The 19,926-nt window shown below is 68.0% G+C and carries 19 protein-coding genes; 13 read left to right on the top strand and 6 right to left on the bottom strand.

Annotation, left to right across the window (positions count from 1 at the left end; all coding sequences use genetic code 11):
- Nucleotides 1-43 precede the first annotated feature (43 nt).
- The 4 genes from AC5YGJ_RS07790 to AC5YGJ_RS07775 all read left to right on the top strand — a co-directional run bounded on the left by AC5YGJ_RS07790 (nt 44) and on the right by AC5YGJ_RS07775 (nt 5,495).
- The gene (locus AC5YGJ_RS07790; protein WP_249843444.1) at nt 44-1,597 is read left to right on the top strand and encodes an N-acetylmuramoyl-L-alanine amidase; all 1,554 of its coding nucleotides are present in this window, start codon (nt 44-46) and stop codon (nt 1,595-1,597) included.
- Between the two features lie 93 nt (nt 1,598-1,690).
- Complete coding sequence (gene mutL, locus AC5YGJ_RS07785; RefSeq protein ID WP_496186211.1) at nt 1,691-3,595, top strand: DNA mismatch repair endonuclease MutL; 1,905 nt, start codon at nt 1,691-1,693, stop codon at nt 3,593-3,595.
- An 11-nt stretch (nt 3,596-3,606) separates the two neighbouring features.
- A complete protein-coding gene (locus tag AC5YGJ_RS07780) occupies nt 3,607-4,536 on the top strand; it encodes a DUF1684 domain-containing protein (protein WP_496186210.1) in 930 nt (309 codons plus the stop codon).
- A 2-nt stretch (nt 4,537-4,538) separates the two neighbouring features.
- A complete protein-coding gene (locus tag AC5YGJ_RS07775) occupies nt 4,539-5,495 on the top strand; it encodes a TraB/GumN family protein (protein WP_496186209.1) in 957 nt (318 codons plus the stop codon).
- 74 nt (nt 5,496-5,569) lie between these two features.
- Here AC5YGJ_RS07775 and phaR read toward each other — a convergent pair whose 3' ends face one another.
- The 3 genes from phaR to gluQRS form a co-directional block, all read right to left on the bottom strand.
- Nucleotides 5,570-6,109, bottom strand: a complete 540-nt coding sequence (gene phaR / locus AC5YGJ_RS07770) for a polyhydroxyalkanoate synthesis repressor PhaR (protein ID WP_107231006.1) — start codon at nt 6,107-6,109, stop codon at nt 5,570-5,572.
- A 185-nt stretch (nt 6,110-6,294) separates the two neighbouring features.
- Nucleotides 6,295-7,035, bottom strand: coding sequence for an acetoacetyl-CoA reductase (gene phbB / locus AC5YGJ_RS07765; RefSeq protein ID WP_249843447.1), 741 nt, complete (start codon nt 7,033-7,035; stop codon nt 6,295-6,297).
- Between the two features lie 17 nt (nt 7,036-7,052).
- Nucleotides 7,053-7,973 (bottom strand): tRNA glutamyl-Q(34) synthetase GluQRS, encoded by a 921-nt coding sequence (gene gluQRS / locus AC5YGJ_RS07760; RefSeq protein ID WP_496186208.1) that lies wholly within the window; start codon nt 7,971-7,973, stop codon nt 7,053-7,055.
- Nucleotides 7,974-8,066: 93 nt separating this feature from the next.
- Here gluQRS and htpX point away from each other — a divergent pair, with 93 nt between their 5' ends.
- Nucleotides 8,067-8,933 (top strand): protease HtpX, encoded by an 867-nt coding sequence (gene htpX / locus AC5YGJ_RS07755; RefSeq protein ID WP_057495513.1) that lies wholly within the window; start codon nt 8,067-8,069, stop codon nt 8,931-8,933.
- A gap of 347 nt (nt 8,934-9,280) precedes the next feature.
- Here htpX and AC5YGJ_RS07750 read toward each other — a convergent pair whose 3' ends face one another.
- Together AC5YGJ_RS07750 and AC5YGJ_RS07745 are read right to left on the bottom strand one after the other, a co-directional pair.
- The gene (locus AC5YGJ_RS07750; protein WP_496186207.1) at nt 9,281-9,583 is read right to left on the bottom strand and encodes a hypothetical protein; all 303 of its coding nucleotides are present in this window, start codon (nt 9,581-9,583) and stop codon (nt 9,281-9,283) included.
- A gap of 25 nt (nt 9,584-9,608) precedes the next feature.
- Nucleotides 9,609-10,436: an inositol monophosphatase family protein gene (locus AC5YGJ_RS07745; protein WP_107231003.1), complete on the bottom strand. Its 828-nt coding sequence runs from the start codon at nt 10,434-10,436 to the stop codon at nt 9,609-9,611.
- 120 nt (nt 10,437-10,556) lie between these two features.
- Here AC5YGJ_RS07745 and AC5YGJ_RS07740 point away from each other — a divergent pair, with 120 nt between their 5' ends.
- The 3 genes from AC5YGJ_RS07740 (at nt 10,557) to AC5YGJ_RS07730 (ending at nt 14,429) form a co-directional block, all read left to right on the top strand.
- A complete protein-coding gene (locus AC5YGJ_RS07740; protein WP_249843449.1) occupies nt 10,557-11,327 on the top strand; it encodes an RNA methyltransferase in 771 nt (256 codons plus the stop codon).
- Nucleotides 11,328-11,430: 103 nt separating this feature from the next.
- Nucleotides 11,431-12,306 carry a phosphate/phosphite/phosphonate ABC transporter substrate-binding protein gene (locus AC5YGJ_RS07735; RefSeq protein ID WP_496186307.1) on the top strand — a complete coding sequence of 292 codons (876 nt, stop codon included), beginning with the start codon at nt 11,431-11,433 and terminating at the stop codon, nt 12,304-12,306.
- Nucleotides 12,303-14,429, top strand: coding sequence for a putative bifunctional diguanylate cyclase/phosphodiesterase (locus AC5YGJ_RS07730; RefSeq protein ID WP_107231000.1), 2,127 nt, complete (start codon nt 12,303-12,305; stop codon nt 14,427-14,429). The genes AC5YGJ_RS07735 and AC5YGJ_RS07730 overlap by 4 nt, the downstream gene beginning before the upstream one ends.
- A gap of 94 nt (nt 14,430-14,523) precedes the next feature.
- Here the strand turns inward: AC5YGJ_RS07730 and epmB are convergent, their stop codons facing one another.
- The gene (epmB, locus tag AC5YGJ_RS07725; protein WP_496186206.1) at nt 14,524-15,564 is read right to left on the bottom strand and encodes an EF-P beta-lysylation protein EpmB; all 1,041 of its coding nucleotides are present in this window, start codon (nt 15,562-15,564) and stop codon (nt 14,524-14,526) included.
- 98 nt (nt 15,565-15,662) lie between these two features.
- Here epmB and efp point away from each other — a divergent pair, with 98 nt between their 5' ends.
- The 5 genes from efp to AC5YGJ_RS07700 all read left to right on the top strand — a co-directional run bounded on the left by efp (nt 15,663) and on the right by AC5YGJ_RS07700 (nt 19,924).
- Complete coding sequence (gene efp, locus AC5YGJ_RS07720) at nt 15,663-16,229, top strand: elongation factor P (RefSeq protein WP_107230998.1); 567 nt, start codon at nt 15,663-15,665, stop codon at nt 16,227-16,229.
- Nucleotides 16,230-16,431: 202 nt separating this feature from the next.
- Nucleotides 16,432-17,775 (top strand): TRZ/ATZ family hydrolase, encoded by a 1,344-nt coding sequence (locus AC5YGJ_RS07715; protein WP_099551878.1) that lies wholly within the window; start codon nt 16,432-16,434, stop codon nt 17,773-17,775.
- A 24-nt stretch (nt 17,776-17,799) separates the two neighbouring features.
- Nucleotides 17,800-18,516 (top strand): bifunctional 2-polyprenyl-6-hydroxyphenol methylase/3-demethylubiquinol 3-O-methyltransferase UbiG, encoded by a 717-nt coding sequence (gene ubiG, locus AC5YGJ_RS07710; RefSeq protein WP_107230997.1) that lies wholly within the window; start codon nt 17,800-17,802, stop codon nt 18,514-18,516.
- Complete coding sequence (locus AC5YGJ_RS07705; RefSeq protein ID WP_249843452.1) at nt 18,513-19,208, top strand: phosphoglycolate phosphatase; 696 nt, start codon at nt 18,513-18,515, stop codon at nt 19,206-19,208. The genes ubiG and AC5YGJ_RS07705 overlap by 4 nt, the downstream gene beginning before the upstream one ends.
- An 11-nt stretch (nt 19,209-19,219) precedes the next feature.
- Nucleotides 19,220-19,924, top strand: a complete 705-nt coding sequence (locus tag AC5YGJ_RS07700; protein ID WP_249843453.1) for an isoprenoid biosynthesis enzyme family protein — start codon at nt 19,220-19,222, stop codon at nt 19,922-19,924.
- The last annotated feature ends 2 nt before the right edge of the window (nt 19,925-19,926 follow it).

Here is a 19,926-nt window from a genome sequence, read left to right as displayed (position 1 = left end):
AAGGTGTTGCATTCCGTTCAGCGCGGTGATTGAATCCTGAGCCATGCGCCCGGGGAACCGTCTCATCGCCATCTGTGCCGCCGTCGGACTGGGTCTGGCGAGCGTCAGTGCGTGGGCCGGTGAAGTCCGCCAGGTGCTGCTGAACACCGGTGCCACCGGCACCCGCGCCGAGATCTCGCTGGTCGGCAGCGGCGGCTACAAGACCCTGTCGCTGGCCGGTCCGAACCGCCTGGTGGTCGATTTCCCCGACTCCAGCGCCATCCGCAACCTGAAGATGCCGGCCGCACAGGGCGTGGTCACGGCCGTGCGCACCGGACAGCCGGTGCCGGGTACGTTCCGCGTGGTGTTCGACCTTGCCGAATCGGTGGCGCCGTTCCGCCCGCAGATGCAGCGCGAGGGCAACGAATCCAAGCTCGTGATCGAGTGGCCGGGCGATGGCCCGGCCGTGGCCGCCCAGCGTCCGGCACCGACACTTCCGGCGCCGACCACCGCTCCGGCCCCGAGCGCGGCCGAAAGTGCGCAGTCGCGTACCGATGCCGCACGCGCCACCGCGTTGTTGACTGCACAGGTGCAGCAGCAGGCCAGCGCCACGGCTGCAGCGCCCGCCGCGCCGACGCCGGCACCGTCCACCGCGCCGGTCCAGGTCGCCGCGGCAGGGACCACGGCCAGCAGTACCCCTTCGTCCTCGCCAGCCGCGATCCTCGCCGGCCAGCGCACCGCCGCCGTGGTGAGCACGCCGCCGGCCACCGTTCCCACACCGGCGCCCGCGGCGCCGGTTGAAGCGCCACGCCCGGCGATGCCCAGCGATGCCTCGCGCATCCGCATGCAGCCGGGCATGCGCCATCTGGTGGTGGCGATCGATCCCGGCCACGGTGGCCAGGACCCGGGCGCGATCGGCCCGACCGGCAAGCGTGAGAAGGATGTCACCCTGGCGGTGGCCCGCGAACTGGCCCGCCAGGTCAACGCCACGCCCGGCCTGAAGGCCTACCTGACCCGCGACAGCGACGTCTTCATCCCGCTGCCGATGCGTGCGCAGAAGGCGCGTGCGAACAAGGCCGACATCTTCATCTCGATCCACGCCGATGCCGCCGAAAACCGCTCGGCAACCGGTTCGTCGGTGTATGTGCTATCGACCAAGGGCGCATCCTCGCAGCGCGCACGTTGGCTGGCGGACAAGGAAAACGCGGCCGATCTGGTCGGTGGCGTGCGCCTGCAGCAGACCGAAGGCACGCTGGCCAATGTGCTGCTGGACCTGGCCCAGAGCGGTTACATGAAGGCCTCCGAAGACGCGGCCGGGCATGTGCTGGGGGGCCTGAAGCGGATCGGCAACAACCACAAGCCGAACATCGAACGCGCCAACTTCGCGGTGCTGCGCACCTCGGACATGCCGGCGATGCTGGTGGAAACTGCGTTCATTTCCAACCCGGATGAAGAGCGCCGCCTGATCGACCCGGCCTACCAGCGCAAGATCGCCGGCGCCGTGCTCGATGGCGTGCATACCTTCTTCAGCCGGCAGCCGCCGCCGGGGACGTTGTACGCGGCGCGTGCGCAGGCCGAGATCGACGCAGCCGGCACCATGGCCGGCGGCAGCAAGTAAGCCGGTCCGCGTGCCGGGTAGCGCCGGGCCATGCCCGGCGGGCGTGTGGCTCCGCTATCATCGACCCATGAAGTCTGCTGCCCATCCTCTCCCATGAGCGCGCCCGGCCCGCGTCCGATCCGGCCGTTGCCGGAAATCCTGATCAACCAGATCGCCGCTGGCGAAGTGGTCGAGCGTCCTGCGTCGGTGGTCAAGGAACTGGTCGAGAATGCGATCGATGCCGGTGCCAGCCGCGTCGACATCGATCTGGAAGAGGGCGGTGTGCGCCTGATCCGCATCCGTGACAATGGCAGTGGCATCGCACCGGAGCAGTTGCCGCTGGCGGTATCGCGCCACGCCACCAGCAAGATTGCCGACCTGGACGATCTGGAATCGGTGGCGACACTGGGGTTCCGCGGTGAAGCGCTGCCGTCGATCGCTTCGGTCAGCCGCTTCACCCTGGCCTCGCGCCGCGCGCATGACGAACACGGCTCGGCGCTGCAGATCGAAGGCGGCAAGATCGGTGAGGTCACCCCGCGCGCGCATGCGCCGGGTACCACGGTGGAAGTGCGCGAGCTGTTCTACAACGTGCCGGCGCGTCGCAAGTTCCTGCGCGCCGAACGCACCGAGCTGGGTCATATCGAAGAATGGCTGCGGTCATTGGCACTGGCGCGACCGGACGTCGAGCTGCGCGTGTCGCACAACGGCAAGGCCTCGCGTCGTTACAAGCCGGGTGATCTGTATTCCGATGCGCGGCTGGCCGAGACGCTGGGCGAGGACTTCGCCAACCAGGCCGTGCGCGTGGACCACAGCGGTGCCGGCCTGCGCCTGCACGGCTGGATCGCGCAACCGCACTATTCGCGCGCCAGTGCCGATCAGCAGTATCTGTACGTCAACGGCCGCTCGGTGCGTGATCGCAGCGTTGCCCATGCGGTGAAGATGGCGTACGGCGATGTGCTGTACCACGGCCGCCAGCCGGCCTACGTGCTTTTCCTGGAGCTGGACCCGACCCGCGTCGACGTCAATGTGCACCCGGCCAAGCATGAGGTGCGTTTCCGCGATTCGCGGCTGGTGCACGATTTCGTCTACCGCACCCTGAAGGATGCGCTGGCCGAGACCCGTGCCGGTGTGTCGGCACAGGAGATCGGTGCAGGCGCTGCGCACCCGGCCGACACCGCAGCGGCACCGATGGCCTCGAGCGTGGGCGCATCCGGCTTCGGCCTGGTCCGCGGGCCTGCGCCCGGTGCCGGTTCGGGCGGCAGCAGTGGAGGCTTCTCCGGCTGGCGCCCGCAGCAACCGTTGGGGCTGCAGGTGGCCGATGCGCCAGCGGCCTATGCGGCGCTGTACGCCACGCCGGCCGGTGCCGAGCGCGCCGCGCCGCTGCCGCCGATGCCGACCGAGAACGGCCTGCCGGTCACCCGTGCAGACGCCGGCGTACCGCCGCTCGGCTATGCGATCGCGCAGCTGCACGGCATCTACATCCTGGCCGAGAACGCCGAAGGCCTGATCGTGGTCGACATGCATGCCGCGCACGAGCGCATCGGCTATGAGCGCCTGAAGAATGCGCACGATGGCATCGGCCTGCAGTCGCAGCCGTTGCTGGTGCCGATCACGCTGGCGGTGGGCGAACGCGAGGCCGACACCGCGGAGAGTGAAGCCGAAACGCTGGCCGCACTGGGCTTCGAAGTGACCCGTGCCGGCCCGGGGGCGCTGCACGTACGCAGCCTTCCGGCACTGCTGGCCCATGCCGAGCCGGAAGGGTTGCTGCGCGATGTACTGACCGATCTGCGCGAACATGGCCAGAGCCGGCGCGTGGCCAGCGCGCGCGACGAACTGCTGTCGACGATGGCCTGCCACGGCGCAGTGCGCGCCAACCGGCGCCTGACCGTGCCGGAAATGAACGCGCTGCTGCGCGACATGGAAATCACCCAGCGGTCCGGCCAGTGCAACCACGGCCGACCGACCTGGGCCCGTTTTTCGCTGGCGGAGATCGACCGCTGGTTCCTGCGCGGACGTTGAGGGGAGCATCGATGCGTAACTGGGCAATGAGTGGCCTGCTGGTCGCCTGGATGTTGGCCGCCTGCAGCCCGGCGACACCACCGGCACCGGCGGCGATGGAGGATCCGGCGTTTGCCGCCGCGCAGCAGCAGTGGCGCGTGGCGCGCTATCAGGACCTGACCCGGGCCGATGGCTGGACAGCGCTGGTGGGGCTGCATTGGCTGCAGAACAAATCGCACTTCGTCGGTAGCGGGGCCACCAATGGCATCCGCCTGGCGGTGGGTCCGGACAAGCTGGGTCTGTTGCGCCGGGAAGGCAGCCAGTGGTGGTTCACGCCGGAAGCGGGCGCCGAGGTCAGCCATGACGGGCAACCGGTGCGCGGACGCATCCGGGTTGACACCGACAAGGATCCGCAGCCGACCCTGCTCGCCTTCGATGGCGGCAAGGGCCAGCTCAGCATCATCCGCCGTGGTCCGCGCGATGCACTGCGGGTGAAGCATGCCGACGCACCTGCGCGCCGCGATTTCGCCGGCCTGCAGTACTGGCCCGGTGGCGCTGACTGGCAGGTGCAGGCGCGCTTCATCGCGCATCCGGCGGGCAAGACCCTGCCCATCGTCGACATCACCGGCTTGACCACGCAGATGCCCAATGCCGGCGCCGTCGAATTCGAGCGTGATGGCCGCCGCTGGCGCCTGGAGGCGATCGGCGCGCCCGGCCAACCGCTGTTCCTGATCTTTGCTGACCGCACCAGCGGCCGCGGCAGTTATCCGGCCGGTCGTTACCTGGATACCGACGCGCCCGCAGCCGACGGTACGGTGCGTATCGATTTCAACCACGCCTACAACCCGCCATGCGCGTTCACCGCCTACGCGACCTGTCCGCTGGCGCCGCCGGAAAACCGGCTCGACCTGCGCGTGGAAGCGGGCGAGAAGGCCTACCACCTGCCTGAAGGAGAAGGCTGACCATGCCGATCAGACACCTGTTCCGCGCCACCTTGTTGCTGGCGGCCTGCGCAATCGCGCCGCTGGCCCCGGCCCGTGACACCCCGTCCACCCCTGCCGGAACCGCAGCTGCCGCCAAGCCGCCGGTGCCGCTGCTGTGGAAAGTCACCGGCCCTGGCGATGCGCGCCTGTACCTGCTGGGGTCGTTCCATCTGCTGAAGCCGCAGGACTATCCGTTGTCGGCCGATGTCGAGCAGGCGTTCGAGGCCTCGCAGCGGGTGGTGTTCGAGTTGTCACCGGAAGACATGCAGTCGCCGCAGCTGGTCAGCCGCATGGTGCAGGCCGCGACCCGCACCGATGGCAGCGAGCTCAAGCGCGATCTCGATGCCGCGACCTGGCAGAAGCTGCAGGCCTTTGCCGCCGAGAACCAGCTGCCGCTGGCACAGATGCAGGGCATGAAGCCGTGGTTTGTCGGCCTGAGCATTTCAGTGGGCCAGATGCAGAAGCTGGGGCTGGACCCGGCGCTGGGCCTGGACCGGTATTTCATGGAGCGCGCGCAGAAGACCGGCCGCAAGACCGCAGGGCTGGAGGACATCGACACGCAGATCGGCACGCTCGATGGCATGACGCTGCAGGAGCAGCGGCAGATGCTGGCCGAGGCACTGGACCAGGCCGGCAAGGCTGACGAGCAGGCACGCCAGCTGCACGATGCGTGGCGCCGCGGTGATGAGCGCCTGCTGTGGACGAAGATGGCGGCGGAAATGCGCCAGCAGTATCCGCAGCTGTATCAGCGCATCAACACCGGGCGCAACGACGCTTGGGTGCCCAGGCTGGTGCCGTACCTGCAGGCCGGGCAGGGCGGCACGCTGGTGGTGGTGGGCACGCTGCACCTGCTGGGCAGCGACGGCGTGGTCGAGAAGCTGAAGACCAAAGGCTACAAGGTCGAGCGCGTGTGCACCGGGTGCAAGGCGAAACGTTGACGCCTCGCCGCTGAGCCACAAAACAGAACGGCGCGCCAGGGGCGCGCCGTTTTCGTTCCGGCCCGGACCGTGGCTCAGCGGCGGGTCTTGCCGCCGGTGCCGGTTCCCGGTTCGTTCGGCTTGTTGCCGGTACCGGTGCCGGTACCCGTTCCGGTGCCGCCCGGGCGCGGGCCGCCGAAACCGGTGCCCATGCTGCGCTGGAATTCCTGCCACAATTCCAGATTGCGTTCGGTCAGCTGGTTCATCATCGCCCACGGGGTCTGCCCCAGCAGGTTGCCCATCTGCTGGCGGAACTGCTGCTGCTGGTCGAGGAAGACCTGCATGCTGCGCTCCAGGTAATTGCCCATGAAGCCCTGCAGCGAATCGCCATAGAAACGGATCAATTGGCTGAGCAGCTGGGTGGAGAGCATCGGTTCGCCGTCCTGTTCCTGGTCGGCGATGATCTGCAGCAGGACCGAACGGGTGAGGTCGTCGCCGCTCTTGGCGTCGCGGACTTCGAAGTCTTCACCGTCCAGGATCAGCTGGCGCACGTCCTCGATGGTGATGTAGCTGGAAATCTCAGTGTCGTAGAGACGGCGGTTCGGATACTTCTTGATGATGCGGGTCGCAGCCATTGAAGCGGTCACTCGTCACAGTAGATGCGCAGCATGGCGCAGTGCAGCAGCGGTTGCAACCGCCTCAGCCCCCGCCAGGCTTGGCTTTCAGGGGCGATCATGTTGCGCAACAAGGGTTTGCGTGTTGCGCAGCATGACCATCGGCAGGGGCCGCCGGCGTACGCCGCATCAGGCCCCTGCGCGGCTTACCAGCCCATGTGGTGGCCGCCGTTGATGTCCAGGTTGCTGCCGGTGATCCACGAGGCCTCGTCGGCCACCAGGAAGGACACCCCGTAGGCAATCTCCTCCGGCTTGCCCAGCCGCCCGGTGGGGATGTCGGCGATGATCTTGGCGCGCACCTCTTCGGGCACGGCCATCACCATGTCCGTCGCCACGTAGCCGGGCGAAATGGTGTTGACGGTGATGCCGAAGCCGGCGTTCTCGCGGGCCAGCGAGATGGTGAAGCCGTGCATGCCGGCCTTGGCCGCTGCGTAGTTGGCCTGGCCGTACTGGCCCTTCAGGCCGTTGATCGAGCTGATCTGGATGACCCGGCCCCAGCCGCGGCGACGCATGCCTTCAATCACCGGGCGGGTGACATTGAACACCGAGTTGAGATTGGTGTTGATCACATCGTGCCACTGGTCGGCGCGCATGCGGTGGAAGGTGGTGTCGCGGGTGATGCCGGCGTTGTTGACCAGGATCTCGACCGGGCCGAGCTCGGCTTCCACCGCGCGCACCAGCGCTTCGGCGCTGTCCGGATCGGAGACATCGCCCGGGAAGATCGCCACGCGATAGCCACGCTCGGTCATGGCCTGCTGCCAGGCGCGTGCCTTGGCTTCGTCGCGGTAGTTGGTGGCGACCCGGTGGCCCTGGTCGGCCAGGCGTTGGCAGATGGCGGTACCGATGCCGCCGGTTCCGCCGGTGACCAGTGCGACGCGAGATGTCATGGAGTGCTGTCCGGATATCAGGTGGGGGAAGGGGGATTCTGCAACATCGGCGCGGAAAGTGCGCCGGGCGGCAACAGGATGTCGGCGCGCGGCAACCGTGCCGGGTCGAAGGCCTGTTGCGCGCGGGCCAGCAGCGCGTCCAGGTCCTGGGCCGCATCCAGCGCGGCGGGCGCCTGACCGAGCAGCTGCCAGAGCTGGCGCAGCACCGGCAGCGGGTGCCGGGTGTCCACTGGCAGCGCGGCCAGCGACTTGGACAGTTTGTGACCCGGCGCATCCAGCAGCAGCGGCAGATGCCAGTAGCGTGGCACGGCCAGGCCCAACGCCTGCTGCAGCAGGATCTGCCGCGCGGTGGAATCGAGCAGGTCGGCGCCGCGCACCACTTCGGTCACGCCCTGTGCGGCGTCATCGACCACCACCGCCAGCTGGTAGGCCCAGCAGCCATCGGCGCGGCGCAGCACGAAGTCGCCGACCTCGGCGTGTACATCCTGCTGTTGCGGCCCGCGCAGGCCATCGACGAAGTGCACGACGCTGCCGGACAGCACGCGGAAGCGGACGGCAGGATCCGGTCGCGGCTGCCGTGCGACGCAGCGGTGGTGGATGCCGCCACTGGCGGCCAGGTCGCTGCGGCTGCAGTGGCAGACGAAGGCGAGGTCGCTGGCCAGCAGCACATCCAGGGCGGCCTGGTAGGCCAGCCCGCGGGTGCTCTGCCAGAGAATCGGGCCATCATGGGCCAGCCCGAACGCGGCCAGCGCCTGCAGCTGCGACTCGGCCGCGCCGGGCACGGTGCGTGGCGGGTCGACATCCTCGATGCGCAGTCGCCACAGGCCGCCGTGATGGCGGGCCAGCAGCCAGCTGCCGAAGGCGGCGAGCAGGGAACCAGGGTGGAGCAGGCCGGTCGGCGAGGGCGCGAAGCGGCCGCAGGGAGTGGGTGAGGTCATGCTGGCTGAATCGTCGGTCAGGTTGGCGCTTGAATTCAAGCTGACTGCACCGCAAATTGGTCGATATCGACCCTTTTAGAGCCGGATTCTCCCATGTTTACCCGCATTGCCCTGTTCCTGGCCACCAACCTTGCGGTGCTGATTCTCGCCGGCATCGTGATGTCCATCCTGGGCGTGGACTCCCGTTCGATGAGCGGCCTGCTGGTCATGGCCGGCATCTTCGGCTTTGGTGGTTCCTTCATCTCGCTGCTGCTGTCCAAGTGGATGGCCAAGCGTTCCACCGGCGCGGTGGTGATCACCGAGCCGCGCAACCAGACCGAGCGCTGGCTGCTGGCCACCGTCGAGCGCCAGGCCAAGGCGGCCGGCATCGGCATGCCGGAAGTGGCGGTGTATGAAGGCCCGGAGATCAATGCCTTTGCCACCGGCGCCAACCGCAACAACGCGCTGGTGGCGGTGTCCACCGGCCTGCTGCACAACATGAGCGAAGACGAAGCCGAAGCAGTGCTGGGCCACGAGATCGCTCACGTTGCCAACGGTGACATGATCACCATGGCACTGCTGCAGGGCGTGCTGAACACCTTCGTGATCGTACTGGCCCGCGTGGTCGGCGGCATCATCGACAGCGCGCTGTCGGGCAACCGCGAAGGCGGTGGCCGTGGCTTTGCCTACTTCATCATCGTGTTCGTGCTGGAGATGGTGTTCGGCCTGTTCGCCACGATGATCTCGATGTGGTTCTCGCGCCACCGCGAGTTCCGCGCCGACGCCGGTGGTGCCTCGCTGGCGGGCCGCCAGAAGATGATCGCCGCGCTGGAGCGCCTGCAGCTGAACCACGGCCAGAGCACCCTGCCGACGCAGATCGCCGCGTTCGGTATTGCCGGCTCGACCGCGAAGAAGCTGTTCATGAGCCATCCGCCGCTGGAAGAGCGCATCGCTGCGCTGCGTGCTTCGACGGTGGCGTAAGCCTCGGCTTTCAAGGTAGTGCAGGAACGCCCGGCCTCGCGCCGGGCGTTTTTGTTTGCGGGAATGCATTGCTGATGCCGGGTCGCGCCCGGCGGATCGTTTTCGCGCCTGCGGAGGGGTGTCACTTTCTTTGCTCGTGCAAAGAAAGTAACCAAAGAAACACGCCGCCAGGACGCGAGCCGATGCTGCGCATCGGTACCCTGCGCTCCTCGGCCCGTCGAGGGACGGTGCGGGAACTCGCTGCGCTCAGACACCCGCACCTCTTCGCCCTCGCCGGACCTGCGGTGCTCGGCTCGCTCAAGGCGGACCCAAGGTCAAACGCCACAGCGGTACCCGGTTGATCCATGCTACTCGTGGATGCTCTTGCTCTTGCTCTTGCTCTTGCTCTTGACCTTCCAGTCCGCCTTGAGCGAGCCGAGCATCGCAGGGGAATCAGGGGCGAAGAGGCGCCGATGTTTGAGCGAAGCGAGTTCGGCGCCGCCCCCTGATTCGCCGAGAAGCGCAGGGTACCGGCGCGTAGCGTCGGCTCGCGGCCGGCGGAGCGTTTCTTTGGTTACTTTCTTTGCGCGCAAAGAAAGTGACACCCCTCCGCAGTCGCGGAAACGAATCTCCGGGCGCGCAAACGAAAACGGCACCTTCGCAGGTGCCATTCCGTGAACCGCTTTACGCGGAAGCTCAGAACTTCGCGTCGAACTCGGCGGCGTAACCGGTGTTCACCAGCACCTTCTGCAGCGACTCGGCCACCTTCAGGTTGCCGGCCACGATCTGGTGGGTCTCCGGACCGCGGTTGTCCATGCGGCCCAGGGTGGCGCCCTTGAAATCGCAGACCTTGCCGCCGGCTTCGCGCACCAGCAGCAGGCCGGCAGCGATGTCCCACGCCTTCACGCCGGCTTCGAAGTAGGCGTCAGCGCGGCCACAGGCCACGTAGGCCAGGTCCAGTGCGGCCGAACCGGTGCGGCGGATGTCTTCGCCGTGCACCAGCAGGGCGTCGACCGCCTTCAGCTGGGCGCTGGCACGGTTGCGCTCGCGCGGGGCGAAGCCGGTGTGGATCATGGTGCCGTCCAGGTCCTTGCGGTCGGCCACGCGGATGCGGCGGTCGTTCAGCACCGCGCCGGCACCGCGGCTGGCGGTGAACAGTTCATTGCGCAGCGGGTCGAAGATCACCGCATCGGTCGGCTCGCCGTTCTCCACCAGCGCGATCGACACGCAGTAGTGCGGCACGCCGCGCAGGTAGTTGCTGGTGCCATCCAGCGGGTCGATGACCCACATCTGGCGACGCTCGCCCTGCACGCCGCCTTCTTCACCGAAGATGCCGTAGTCCGGGTAGGCGCGCTTGAGTTCCTTGACGATGACCTTTTCCGCATCCGCATCCACTTCGCTGGCGTAGTCCATCCGGCCCTTCTGCACCACATTGAGCGCCTCGAGCTTGTTGATGTTGCGCAACAGGACGTTGCCGGCGAGGCGGGCGGCCTTGACCATGACGGTGACGGCGGGTTTCTGCATGGCGTGGGCTCCCGGAAAGGCAGAAGAGATGGACTGGCGGGGGAAAAGAGCGGGTCCGGCGCAGTGGCCGGCCGCACAGTTTACCATTGGTCATCGTCCAGCTCGACCTTTTCCCTGTTCATGTCCCAGTTTCCTGCCGCCACCCGCCTCCGTTTCGTCCTGGTTGGCACCCAGCACCCCGGCAACATGGGGGCTGCCGCCCGCGCCCTGAAAACCATGGGACTGGCCCGCCTGGTGCTGGTTGCCCCCGAAAAGCCGCTGGATGAGGAGGCCTTCCGGCGTTCGGCTGGCGCTGAGGATGTGCTCGGGGATGCCCCGGTGGTCGCCACCCTGGCCGAAGCCGTGGCCGACTGCACCCTGGTGCTGGGCTGCACCGCCCGCGCCCGTCGCGTGCAGCTGGAGGAGTACCTGCCGGCCGACGCCGCCGCCCGCGCGGTGGCCCGGGCCGGCGAAGGCGCCGAGGTGGCGCTGGTGTTCGGTCGCGAACGGACCGGGCTGACCAACGAAGAGCTGCAGCTGTGCCATGCCGCGGTGCACATCCCGTCCGATCCGGCGTTCAGTTCGCTCAACCTGGCCGCTGCCGTGCAGGTGCTGGCCTATGAAACGCGCATGCAGCTGCTCGGCGCGCAGCCGGTGGCGGAGACCGAGCCGGGCTTCCGCGAGCAGCCGGCCAGCCACGAACAGATGGAGAGTTTCTTTGCCCAGCTGGGCGACACCCTGGACGAGATCGATTTCCACAAGGGGCGTGCCCCGGAGTCGGCGATGCGCAAGCTGCGCCGCTTGTTCCTGCGCAATCAGCCGAGCGAGCAGGAAGTGCGCCTGCTGCGCGGCATCCTGGCCGATACCCAGCGCATGGCCCGGCTGGCCCGTGCCGGCAGCAGGGACGACTGACGACGGTCTCATTTTTTCGGGTAGTCTGTCCGGATACCCTGGGGGGATGAAACCTGTGTCGGGTCTGCGAAAGGCAGTGCAGAGGGGACTGCTGGGCCTGGCCATGTTCCTGCTGGCCGGGTCGCTGCATGCGGCACCGGATCCGGTGCTGGTGCTGGGCCGGATCAGTGATGATCCCAAGGCCCACTACGAGCAGCTGCAGCCGTTGCTGGACTATGTGGTGGCGCATATGCACGACGTCGGCATCAGGGAGGGGAGGATCCTGATGGCGCGCGATCCGCAGCAGATGGCCAGCTATCTACGGCGGGGGCGGGTGGACTGGGTCACGGAAACGTCCGGCACGGCCATGGCGCTGGGCCAGCGCAGCGGTGCACGACCGTTGCTGCTGACCGAACGCAATGGCGTGCGCCAGTATCAGACGGTGTTCTTCGTCCGCCGCGACAGTCCGATCCAGAACATGGAGGATCTGCGCGGCCATCGTCTGGCGTTGCAGAACACCGCGTCCACCAGTGCCTACCTGGTGCCGGTGATGACCCTGCTGCAGGAAGGGTTGTCGCCGCAGATCCTGGCCGGGGAATGGGACACGCCGGGGCGCAACAGCGTTGGGTATGTGTTTGCGCGCAGCGAATTGAACATCGCTACGTTCGTGCACAAGGGGCTGGTCGAAGCGGGGGCGGTGAGCAGTGTGGACTGGGACGACGAGCGGCGGGTGCCGGCGGCATTCCGGCGCGATTTCCGCGAACTGCGGCGTACCGAGCCCTACCCGCGGGCGGTGGAGATGGTGCGCGCCGACCTCGATCCGCAGGTGCGTGATCGTCTGCAGCAGGTGCTGCTGCAGGCGGCCAGCGACCCACGGGCGCAGGGGGCGTTGCATCGGTTTTTCGGCACTTCTGGGTTCCACCGCGTCGATGCGCATGCGCAGCAGCGGTTGGATGAATTGAAACAAGGATTGACGCGCGTGCGGATGGAAGTGGAATGAAGTGGCTCGGCTCGGGAATGCAGGCCAGGTTCCTGCTCGCGATGGGCGGGGCGATGGTCGTGGTGGTGGCGATTCTGGCCGTGCTGCTGGGACGCCAGGCGGCGATGCAGAGCGAGGTGCGTACCCTCAGCGGGGGCGTCATCCATGAATTGTTCGACCGCAGCGTGCGCAGCCGTGGAGAAGCGGTGGCGCGCGAGCTGTCCGACGCGCTGGCCAACCCGCTGTATTACCGTGACCTGGACCAGGTCGGCGCGCTGGTGCGCAGCACCGCGCGGCAGCCGGTGGTGCGCTACGTGCTGGTGTTCGACGAGCGCGGCCGGCTGGTGCATGACGGTTCGGTGGAGGTTTCCGGGTTCGGCCAGCCGATGGCCGATCCGCTGGCGCCCAAGGCGGCTGCAGCGCGGGCGCTGGTGGTGCAGGAATCGCCGAAGGTGCTCGACAACACCATGCCGATCATGGTCGGCAGCCAGCGCATCGGTGGGGTCCGCGTCGGCATGGCGCTCGATGAAGTGCAGCAGCGCGAACAGGCCGCCAATGCCACCCTGGGCGAACGCCTGCAGCAGGTCGGCAGCCGCCACCTGGGCTGGCTGCTGCTGATGCTGGGCCTGCTGGTGGTGATCGGCGTGGTGGTGATCCTGTACGTGCAGCGCACCCTGGTCGCGCCGATCCGTGACCTGGCTGCCGCCGCGCGGCGCATCGAAGCCGGTGACTACCAGGCACCGCTGGCCGAGAACACCCGCGATGATGAAGTCGGCGAGCTGGTGCGCGGGTTTGCCCGCATGCGCGATGCGATTGCCCGCCACGACCGCGAAGTGCGGCACATGGCCTATACCGATGCCCTGACCGGGCTGACCAACCGGCTGGCGTTCCGGGAGGCACTGGACCATCGCCTGATGGCCGCGCGTGCCTCCAACCATCGGCTGGGCCTGCTGTTTGCCGACATCGATGATTTCAAGCGGGTCAATGACACGCTCGGCCACGAGGCTGGCGACGAGGCGCTGCTGCAGTTCGCGCAGCGCATCGGCCGCGCCGTCACCGAGGCTGGTGGGGATGAGGCCCTGCTGGCGCGGTTCGGTGGCGACGAGTTCGTGATCCTGGTGGGCGACGGTGACGTGGCCGCCAACGCACGGCTGCTGGCCGAAGTGCTGGTGCGCGAGTTGGGCAAGCCATTGGTGGTGCAGGGCAGGGAGCTGTTCCTGGGCACCTCCATCGGCGTGACCCTGTTTCCCGATGACGCGGCCGATGCGACCACGCTGCTGAAGAACGGCGATATCGCGATGTACCAGGCGAAGATGGCTGGCAAGAACTGCTATCGCTACTACAGCCGTGCGATGGATCACGCGGTAGAACGCCGCGTGCACATGGAGCAGGAGCTGCGTGGCGCATGGGAGCGCGGCGAGCTGCGGCTGGCCTACCAGCCGATCTTCCGCATGCGTGATCGCCGCATGGTCGGCGTGGAAGTGCTGCTGCGCTGGCAGCATCCGACCCTGGGAACGATTCCGCCGTCGGTGTTCATCGAAGTGGCCGAGCAGAGCGGATTGATCGAGATCATCGGCCCGAAGGTGCTGCGCGCGGCCTGCATGGAAGCCTCGCAGTGGCCGCGTGGGGCAGGCGGTGATGACCTGTTCGTCTCGGTCAACGTCTCGCCCCGCCAGCTGCGCGGAGGGGAGTTGCCGGCACTGGTGGCGCAGTGCCTGCACGAGTCCGGGCTGCCGGCTTCGCGCCTGCATCTGGAGCTGACCGAAACCGCCGTGATCGGCGATGAAATGGTCGCTGCGCAGCTGCTGGACAAGCTGCACCGCACCGGCGTGAAAGTCTGGCTGGACGACTTCGGTACCGGATTCTCCGGCCTGAGCCACCTGCGCCAGGTGCCCGTGGACGGAGTCAAGATCGACAAGAGTTTCGTCGCCGACATGCAGCGCGACCCGGACGATCTGGCCTTGACTACGGCGATCATCGCCATGGCCCATGCGCTGGGGATCACGGTGGTGGCCGAAGGCATCGAGCAGCAGGCGCAGTTCGAACTTCTCGCCCAGCGCGGCTGCGATCTCGGCCAGGGCTACTGGTTGAGCCACCCGGTGACCGCCACCGAAGTGGTGCGGATGATCGAATCGGGGCTCTGACACCCCATCCACGCACGGCGGGGACCTACCGGGGTCTTGTGCCGGGGTCAGATCCCTTTTCCGCAGGAAAAGGGATCTGACCCCGGCCGTGCCCTTACACCGGGCGCTTGCTCGGGTCGCCCGGCAGTTCGCGCACCAGCTTGGGAACCAGATAGCCGGACAGGCGTGCGGTCAGGCCGGCGATCAGCGCCTTGGCCTGGGTGTCGTCCACCTCGAAATGGGCCACGCCCTCGACCCGGTCCAGCTGGTGCAGGTAGTAGGGCAGCACGCCGGCGGCAAAGCTGCGCTCGCTCAGGTCCTGCAGCGCCTGCACGCTGTCATTGACCCCGCGCAGCAACACCGCCTGGTTGAGCAGCTGTGCGCCGGTGCCGCGCAGGCGTGCCATCGCAGTGTCCACGCTGGCGTCGAATTCATTGGCGTGGTTGGCATGGACCACGATCGCCAGCGGCCACGGCAGGCTGCCTAGCCAGACCAGCAGCTCCTCGTCCACGCGCTCGGGCAGCACGATCGGCAGGCGGGTGTGGATGCGCAACCGGCGCAGGTGCGGAATCGCTCGCAGCGCGTCGGTCAGCTCAACCAGCTTGTGCGTGGCCAGCGACAGGGGATCGCCGCCGGACAGGATCACTTCGTCGATGTCCGGGTCGGCTGCGATGGCCGCCACCGCCTCCTGCCAGCCGCCCTTGGCGGCGTTCTCGGCGCCATAGTCGAAGTGGCGGCGGAAGCAGTAACGGCAATTGATCGCGCAGCTGCCGGTGGCCACCAGCAGGGCCCGCCCGCGGTACTTCTGGATGACCCCGGTGGCCTTCTTGGCTGCGCCATCGCCCACCGCATCGAAGCTGAACCCCGGTGCGGGGCGCATTTCCGCGTCGATCGGCAGCACCTGGCGCAGCAGCGGGTCGGCCGGGTCGCCCCTGCGCATGCGGGCCACGAAGCCTTCGGGCACGCGCAGCGCGAACTGGGCCATGGCCGCTTCCGAGACGCCCAGCGCAGCCGGGTCCAGCTCCAGCCGGGCCAGCAGGGTCTGCGGCTCGCGCAGCGCCTGGCGCCAGAGCTGCTGCCAGCGTGCGGGCGCGCCTGGCGACTGGGGCCGGGGGAAGGCGGAAAGCTGCATGGGGAGGGGGCCTGCGGTTATCATGGGGGCAGAAAAACTGTCGCCCACCGGCCTTCGGTGGGCTTTCCATTCTATCCGGCTCGCCGCACGCGCGGCGGTTTCGCCATTTGAGGAGCTTGAACATGGCCACTGCGGGCATGAACGATGTCAAGAACGGGATGAAGATCCTGGTGAACAATGAACCGGCCGTCATCTCCGAGACCGAGTTCATCAAGCCGGGCAAGGGCCAGGCCTTCACGCGCGTGCGCTATCGCTTCATCAAGTCGGGCCGCACCGTGGAAATGACCATGAAGGCCACCGATGACGTGGAAGTGGCCGACGTGGTCGACACCAACATGAACTACATGTACAGCGACGGCGAGTACTGGCATTTCATGGACCCGGAAACCTTCGAGCAGGTGCAGGCCGACAAGGCCGGCATGGGCGGTGCCGAGAAGTGGCTGAAGGGCGAAGAGTCCTGCATCGTCACCCTGTTCAACGGTTCGCCGATCTTCGTGCAGCCGCCGAACTTCGTCGAACTGAAGATCACCGAGACCGATCCGGGCGTCCGTGGTGACACCTCGGGCGGCGGCGGCAAGCCGGCCACCCTGGAAACCGGCGCTGTGGTCCGCGTGCCGCTGTTCGTCAACCAGGACGAGATCGTCAAGGTCGACACCCGTTCGGGCGAATACTCCGCACGCGTCAAGTAATCCGGCGCAGCCGGATTACCTGTAGAGCCGAGCCATGCTCGGGTACGCGCCATCGCATTCGCGCTGGCGCTCCCATGATCTGCTTCGGCAGATCATGGGCCCCGCTTCACGAGTCTCCAGACCCCGCCGCTTCGCGGCAGCCCCTGACCCAGGGGCGTGTCCCCCAGAAGCATCTCGCCGCCCCCACAGCCAGTGAGCCCGCATGAGCGACAGCCCGCACCTCCCCGAAGCCTGCGACCTGCTCATCGAAGCCGGTTATGTCGTTCCGATCGAGCCGCATGCGGTGGTGCTGGAAGACCACGCCGTGGCTGTGCGTGGCAGCGAGATCGTCGCCATCCTGCCGCGTGCCGAAGCCCGCGCGCGTTTCCGCGCCGCACAGGTGGTCAGCCGCCCCGAGGCGGCGCTGATGCCGGGCCTGGTCAACGCGCACACGCACAACCCGATGACCCTGCTGCGCGGCGTCGCCGACGACCTGCCGCTGATGACCTGGCTGCAGCAGCACATCTGGCCGGTGGAAGCGGCGGTGATCGGCCCCGAGTTCGTCGCCGATGGCACCACGCTGGCCATCGCCGAAATGTTGCGCGGTGGCACCACCTGTGCCAACGAGAACTACTTCTTCGGCGACGTACAGGCGGCGGTCTACAAGAAGCACGGTTTCCGCGCGCTGGTCGGCGCGGTCATCATCGATTTCCCCACCGCCTGGGCCAAGACCGACGACGAGTACTTTGCCAAGGCCGGTGAACTGCACGACCAGTGGCGCACCGACCCGCTGATCGGCACCGCGTTCGCGCCGCATGCGCCGTACACCGTCAACGACGCCAATTTCGAGCGCGTGCGCATGCTCTCCGACCAGTTGGACATGCAGGTGCACCTGCACACCCATGAAACCGCGCAGGAGATCACCGATTCGATCAAGCTGCATGGCCAGCGTCCGCTGGCGCGTCTGGATCGCCTGGGCCTGGTCAACGACCGCCTGATCGCGGTGCACATGACCCAGCTGACCGACGCGGAAATCCATTTGTGCGCCGAGCGCGGCGTCAGCGTGGTGCACTGCCCGGAATCGAACCTGAAGCTGGCGTCCGGCTTCTGCCCGGCCTGCGCCCTGCAGCGCGCAGGCGTGAACCTGGCGATCGGCACCGACGGTTGCGCCAGCAACAACGACCTGGACATGTTCAGCGAGAACCGCACCGCGGCGATCCTGGCCAAGGCGGTGGCCGACGATGCCACCGCACTGGACGCGGCCACCACGCTGCGTGCCTCCACGCTGGGCGGCGCGCGTGCGCTGGGCTTCGGCGAGCGCATCGGCTCGATCGAAGTCGGCAAGCAGGCCGACCTGGTCTGCGTGGACCTGTCGGCGCTGGAAACCCAGCCCCTGCACAACGTGCTGTCGCAGCTGGTCTACGCCACAGGCCGCCAGCAGGTCAGCGATGTCTGGATCGCCGGCAAGCCGAAGCTGGTGCAGCGCGAGCTGGTCGGCATGGACCTGCCGGGCATCATCGCCAACGCGCGCCAGTGGCGCGAGCGCATCCGCCATATCCGCGCCTGAACCCCGGCGCCGCAAGGACTTCTCATGACCGCCCCCCACGCTTCTTCCAATTTCGATCAGGCCGAGCTGGACAAGTTCGCCGCGCTGGCCAACCGCTGGTGGGACGCTGACGGCCCGCAGAAGCCACTGCATGCGCTGAACCCGGTACGCCTGCAGTACGTGGCCGACCGTGTGCCGCTGCGCGGTGCACGCGTGCTCGACATCGGCTGCGGTGGTGGCCTGCTGAGCGAGGCGCTGGCCCAGGCCGGCGCCGACGTCACGGCCATCGACCTGGCCCCGGAACTGGTCAAGGTGGCGCGCCTGCACGCGCTGGAAAGCGGTGCCAAGGTCGATTACCGGGTGCAGGCCGCCGAGGATCTGGCTGCCGAGCAGCCGGGCAGTTTCGATGTGGTCACCTGCATGGAGATGCTGGAACACGTGCCCGACCCGGGCGCGATCATCGAGGCCTGCAAGCGCCTGCTGAAGCCGGGCGGCCACCTGTTCCTGTCCACCATCAACCGCACCGCCGCCGCCTTCGCGGTGGCCATTGTCGGCGCCGAATACGTGGCGCGACTGCTGCCCAAGGGCACCCACCACTACCAGGAATTCATCAAGCCGGCCGAGCTGGCACGCTGGCTGCGCGAGGCCGATGTGCAGCTGGTGGACGTCAGTGGCATGGCCTACGAGCCGTGGCGCAACCGTGCGCGGCTGAGCAGCCGCACCGACATCAACTACCTGGCCTACGCGGTCAAGCCGCAGTGAGCCGCGCAGGCTTCCCGCGCGCGGTGCTGTTCGACCTGGACGGCACCCTGCTGGACAGTGCGCCGGATTTCGTTGCCACATGCGATGCGATGCTGGCCGAACGTGGCCGCGCGCCGATCGATCCGGCCCTGTTGCGCCCGGTGGTGTCCAAGGGCTCGCGTGCCATGGTCTCGGCCGCCTTCCCCGAACTGGACACGGCGGCGCGTGATGCACTGATTCCCGAGTTCCTGCAGCGCTACGAAGCCCTGATCGGGCAGCACGCCGTGTTGTTCGAGGGGGTGGCGGACATGCTCGCGGCTCTCGATGCCGCCGGTGCCGTGTGGGGCATCGTCACCAACAAGCCGGAGTACCTGGCGCGCTTGATCGTGCCGCAGTACGGTTGGCAGCAGCGCTGTGCGGTGCTGGTGGGCGGCGATACCCTGGCCGAACGCAAGCCGCACCCCTTGCCGCTGCTGCACGCTGCGCAGGCCCTCGGCATTGCTGCCGAAGACTGCGTCTACGTGGGCGACGATGAGCGCGACATCATCGCCGCACGGGCCGCAGCCATGCCCTCGGTGGCGGCGCTGTGGGGCTATCGCCTGCACAGCGACGACCCGTTGGCCTGGCAGGCCGACGTGCTGGTGGAGAACGCCGGACTTCTGCAACTGGCCAGTCTGTGGCCGACCCGGCCGGCAGCCCCGGCCCAGCCGTAAGGAACCCCGTAGTGAGCAGTACCGCGCTGGAAAGTTTCCTCGACAAGTGGCGCAGCCGCTGGCCGGAATGGTCGGTGGCCGCCCCGTTCGTGGCCGAATCGCAACGCGAACTCGCGGTGGCGTGGTTCGCGCTGCTGCAGGAGTTCGACGACATGCTCAACACCGGCGGCGATCCGCTGCCGGCCGATGCCAAGCTGGCGTGGTGGGGCGAGGAGCTGCGCAGCTGGGCTGCGCGCCGGTCGCGCCACCCGTTGGGTCGTTTGCTGGAACCGGTGCGTGCGCCGTGGGCGCAGCTGGCCGACGCGCTGCCGGATCTGGTCGAAGCGCGCACCGTCGCGCTCGATGCCGCCAGCGCCGAGCGCGCGCTGGCCAACTACGCCGATGCGGTGGCGGCGGTGGAAGCGGCGCTGTTCAGCGACAAGCCGCGCACCGGCGCTGGTCGTGCGGTGCTGCTGCAGACCCTGGCCCAGCGTTTGCAGGACGCCGGCGTGGCCGGTGTGCCGCGCAGCGTGCTGGATGAAGATTCCAGCAGTGCTGCGCAGCGCTGGGCGCAGTCGCTGTTGAAAGGGTGGGGCGCCCGCGTGCCCGGCCCTCGGCCGCGGCGCGTGTGGTCCAGCCTGGCGCGTGCCCGCGTGGCCGCGCAGGCCGCGGGCAAGCCGATTGAAGCGACACCGATGCGCACTTTGCTGCGCGTGTGGTGGGCCGCGCGCGGTTGATC

It is taken from the genome of Stenotrophomonas sp. CS3K5, assembly GCF_059515225.1.
The sequence above is the reverse complement of the archived record's forward strand: the minus strand, read 5'-3'. Positions and strand labels throughout refer to the sequence as shown.